Origin of the sequence: Micrococcus sp. HSID17227, assembly GCF_003989405.1 — a bacterium.
GTDB lineage: Bacteria > Actinomycetota > Actinomycetes > Actinomycetales > Micrococcaceae > Micrococcus > Micrococcus luteus.
In genome coordinates, this window is sequence record NZ_RBLN01000253.1 from 1 (window position 1) to 3,018 (window position 3,018).

Consider the following 3,018-nt stretch of genomic DNA (forward strand, 5'->3'; position numbering starts at 1 on the left):
CGTCGTCCACGCTCGCGGCGGCGAGGCGGGCGAGGGCGGCGACGTCGTCGAGCAGGGCTACGAGTCCGACCATGGTTCCTCCTGGGGTGGGGCCGACGGGCGCGCCGGTGCGCGGGCAGGGCGCAGGTCGAGCATAGCGGCGGGGACGGACACGCACCGGCCCGGTCCCGTGGGGGACCGGGCCGGTGCGTGCGCGGCCGACGAGGCCGCCGGTGGGCTCAGGCGTCGTTCTCGGTGGTCTCCACGGGACGGGAGCCCAGACGGCCGTCGATGCGGAGCAGGCCCGAGCCGTCGTCGCCCACGAGCTCGAGCTGGCCCACGATCTCGGAGACGGTGGACTCCTCCTCGATCTGCTCGTCCAGGAACCAGTTCAGCAGCGGGCGCGAGTTGAGGTCGCCCGCGGACTCGGTGGCCCGGTACAGCTCCCGGATCGCCTCGGAGACCTTCTGCTCGTGCGCGAGCGCGGCCCGGAAGATCTCCAGGGCCGAGATGCCGGCCTGCACGGGCGGGGCCGGGATGGCGCCGATCGTCGGGACGCTGTCCCGGTCGGCGACGTGGTCGATGAACTTGTTCGCGTGGACGATCTCCTCGTCCGCCTGGTGCCGCAGCCACGCGGCCATCCCCGACAGGTCCAGGTCGTCGGCGGCGATCGCGAGCTGGCGGTAGACCATGGACGCCTCGAACTCGAGGGTGATCTGGTCGTCGAACTTCTGCAGCAGGTCTTCGGTGAGCTTCATGACTCGAACTCTAGGCAGGCGGCCGGGGCGCGGTAAAGGCGCGCCGCCCCGTCATCGAGGCGCGACGACGGCGGGCGGCGGGCTCCGCCGGATTCGGCGCCCCGCGGACCCGGCCCTAGGCTGGGCGCCGTGTCCGAGACCCACCGCGCCCGCCCGGGCGTCGACCCCGCGTCGACGCCGCCCTCCGACGTGCCGCGGGGCCCGGGAGGCCGGGACGCGCTCGTGCGCCGCCGCGTGTTCCGGACGCCCCTGCTGCGCCGCGTGGTCTACGCGGTGGTCTTCGAGCTGCTCGCCATCCTCTTCACCACCGGGATCCTGGCGGCGCTCGGCAACGGCGGCGGGCCCTCGCTCGCCGTGGCGGTGGTGTCCTCGACCGTGGCCCTGCTGTGGAACATCGTGTTCAACTCGGTGTTCGAGACCCTCGAACGCCGCCTCGGGATCACGGGCCGACCCTGGTGGGTGCGCGTGGCCCACGCCGTCGGCTTCGAGGGCGGGCTGATCGTGTTCCTCGTGCCCGCGGTGGCGCTGATCCTCGGCATCGGGCTGGGGGAGGCGTTCCTCATCGAGGCCGGCCTGCTCGTGTTCTTCCTCGTCTACGCCGCGGTGTACGCCTACGCGTTCGACTCGGTGTTCGGCCTGCCGGACTCGGCCGCCCGCGCCGAGGCCTGACCCACCGCTCGGAGCAGGCGCGGCTCAGCGGGACGCCGGCAGCCCCAGGAACGCGCGGATCGCCGGCATCTCGCGGCGCACCTGGTCCAGGCCGAGCTCGTGGGCGGCGGCCAGCTTGGCCACGGACCGCTCGCCGTTGGAGATGGGCATGGTCGCGGGCACGAACAGATAGGCCCGTCCCTGCCGCTCCATCTCGAACAGGCGCTCGCGGGTCGCGTTGTACCGGCGCCAGCGCGTGAGCAGGGCGTCCGCGACGGCGGGGTAGCGCCGGAAGGTGCGCTGGTAGAACGAGGGGAACCGCTCGGGCCGCTTCACGTACCCGCGCTCCCGGGTCAGGACCACGAGGACCTTCTCGAACCCCGCGTCCTCCGCCGCGGTCAGCGGGATCCCGCCGTCCACGCCGAGGGCGCCGTCCACGAACACGGTGCCCTCGGCGTGCACGGGGGGCATGAGGACCGGCATCGTGGACGACGCGCGGACGCGGACCATCAGGTCGGTCAGGGTGGTCATGTCGGAGCGGTCCCACCAGCGGGTCTCGCCGCTCGCGGCGTCGAACCCGCCCAGCACGAGCCGGGCGGGGTTCGCGCGGAACGTGGCGAAGTCGTAGGGCAGGTCCGCCTCGGGCAGGCCGGCGTGCTCGTAGATGTATTCGGCGTTGAACAGGCCCTTGCCGCGCAGGAAGCTCAGCCAGTTGCCGAACCGAGGATCGTCGGCGAAGTCCACGAACGAGCGCCGCGCACGGGCCGGGTCGCGGGACAGGTAGTTCACGGCGTTGGACGAGCCCGCCGAGATGCCGGCCACGAAGTCCACGTGGATCCGCTCGCGCAGCAGCTCCGCCACCACGGCCGAGGTGAGCGCGGCGCGCATCCCCCCGCCCTCGAACAGCAGCGCCGTGTCGGTGACGTTGGACGTCATGGGCTCGGTCATGGTCGGTCCCTCCGTGTTCGCCGTCCGCCGAGCAGGGCGCGGGGCGCTCCCGTCCGGCCGCGCCCATCCTAGGCTGTCCCCATGGCGACGACCCACATGAAGAGCACCCCCGTCCACACCGTCGGTGGGCTGCCCCAGGTGGGTGCCCCCGCCCCCGACTTCACCCTCACCGGGGCGGACCTGTCCCCGGTGACCCTGCGGGAGCTGCGCGGCCGTCGCGTGATCCTGAACATCTTCCCGTCCCTGGACACCGGCGTGTGCGCCGCCTCCGTCCGCGAGTTCGACTCCCGCGTCGCGGACCTCGGGGACACCACCGTCGTGGCCGTGTCCGCGGACCTGCCGTTCGCCGCCGCGCGCTTCTGCTCGGTCGAGGGCATCGACCACGTCCGCAGCGGCTCTGTGTTCCGCTCGTCGTTCGGCGACGACTACGGCGTGCGCATGACCGACGGTCCGCTCGAGGGCCTGCTGGCCCGCGCCGTCGTCGTGGTCGATGCCGACGGCGTGGTCCGTCATGCCCAGCTCGTCCCCGAGATCTCCGAGGAGCCGGACTACGAGGCCGCCCTGGCGGCCGCCCGGGGCTGAGCGTGACGCCGCCGGGCTGGCCGCCGCGCGCACGACGCTCGCCCCTGGCGTTCGTCATCGCGCTGTTCGGCGTGCTCGGCGCGCTGGTCCTGGCCGGGGGCCT

At 73.5% G+C, this 3,018-nt stretch carries 4 protein-coding genes; 2 read left to right on the plus strand and 2 right to left on the minus strand.

All coding sequences use genetic code 11. The annotated features are described in order from the left end of the window. Window positions 1-218: 218 nt before the first annotated feature. Entirely contained in the window at window positions 219-737 is a 519-nt protein-coding gene (locus D8M29_RS10330; RefSeq protein WP_127435327.1) for a ferritin, read from the minus strand. 129 nt (window positions 738-866) lie between these two features. On the opposite strand from D8M29_RS10330, the gene D8M29_RS10335 reads away from it, so the two are divergent. After that, on the plus strand, window positions 867-1,406 hold the full coding sequence (locus D8M29_RS10335) for a PACE efflux transporter (RefSeq protein ID WP_238693383.1): 540 nt from the start codon (window positions 867-869) through the stop codon (window positions 1,404-1,406). Between the two features lie 24 nt (window positions 1,407-1,430). Here the strand turns inward: D8M29_RS10335 and D8M29_RS10340 are convergent, their stop codons facing one another. Beyond that, a complete protein-coding gene (locus D8M29_RS10340; protein ID WP_127435576.1) occupies window positions 1,431-2,333 on the minus strand; it encodes a patatin family protein in 903 nt (300 codons plus the stop codon). A gap of 81 nt (window positions 2,334-2,414) precedes the next feature. Here D8M29_RS10340 and tpx point away from each other — a divergent pair, with 81 nt between their 5' ends. Next, window positions 2,415-2,915 (plus strand): thiol peroxidase, encoded by a 501-nt coding sequence (gene tpx / locus D8M29_RS10345; RefSeq protein WP_049147477.1) that lies wholly within the window; start codon window positions 2,415-2,417, stop codon window positions 2,913-2,915. The last annotated feature ends 103 nt before the right edge of the window (window positions 2,916-3,018 follow it).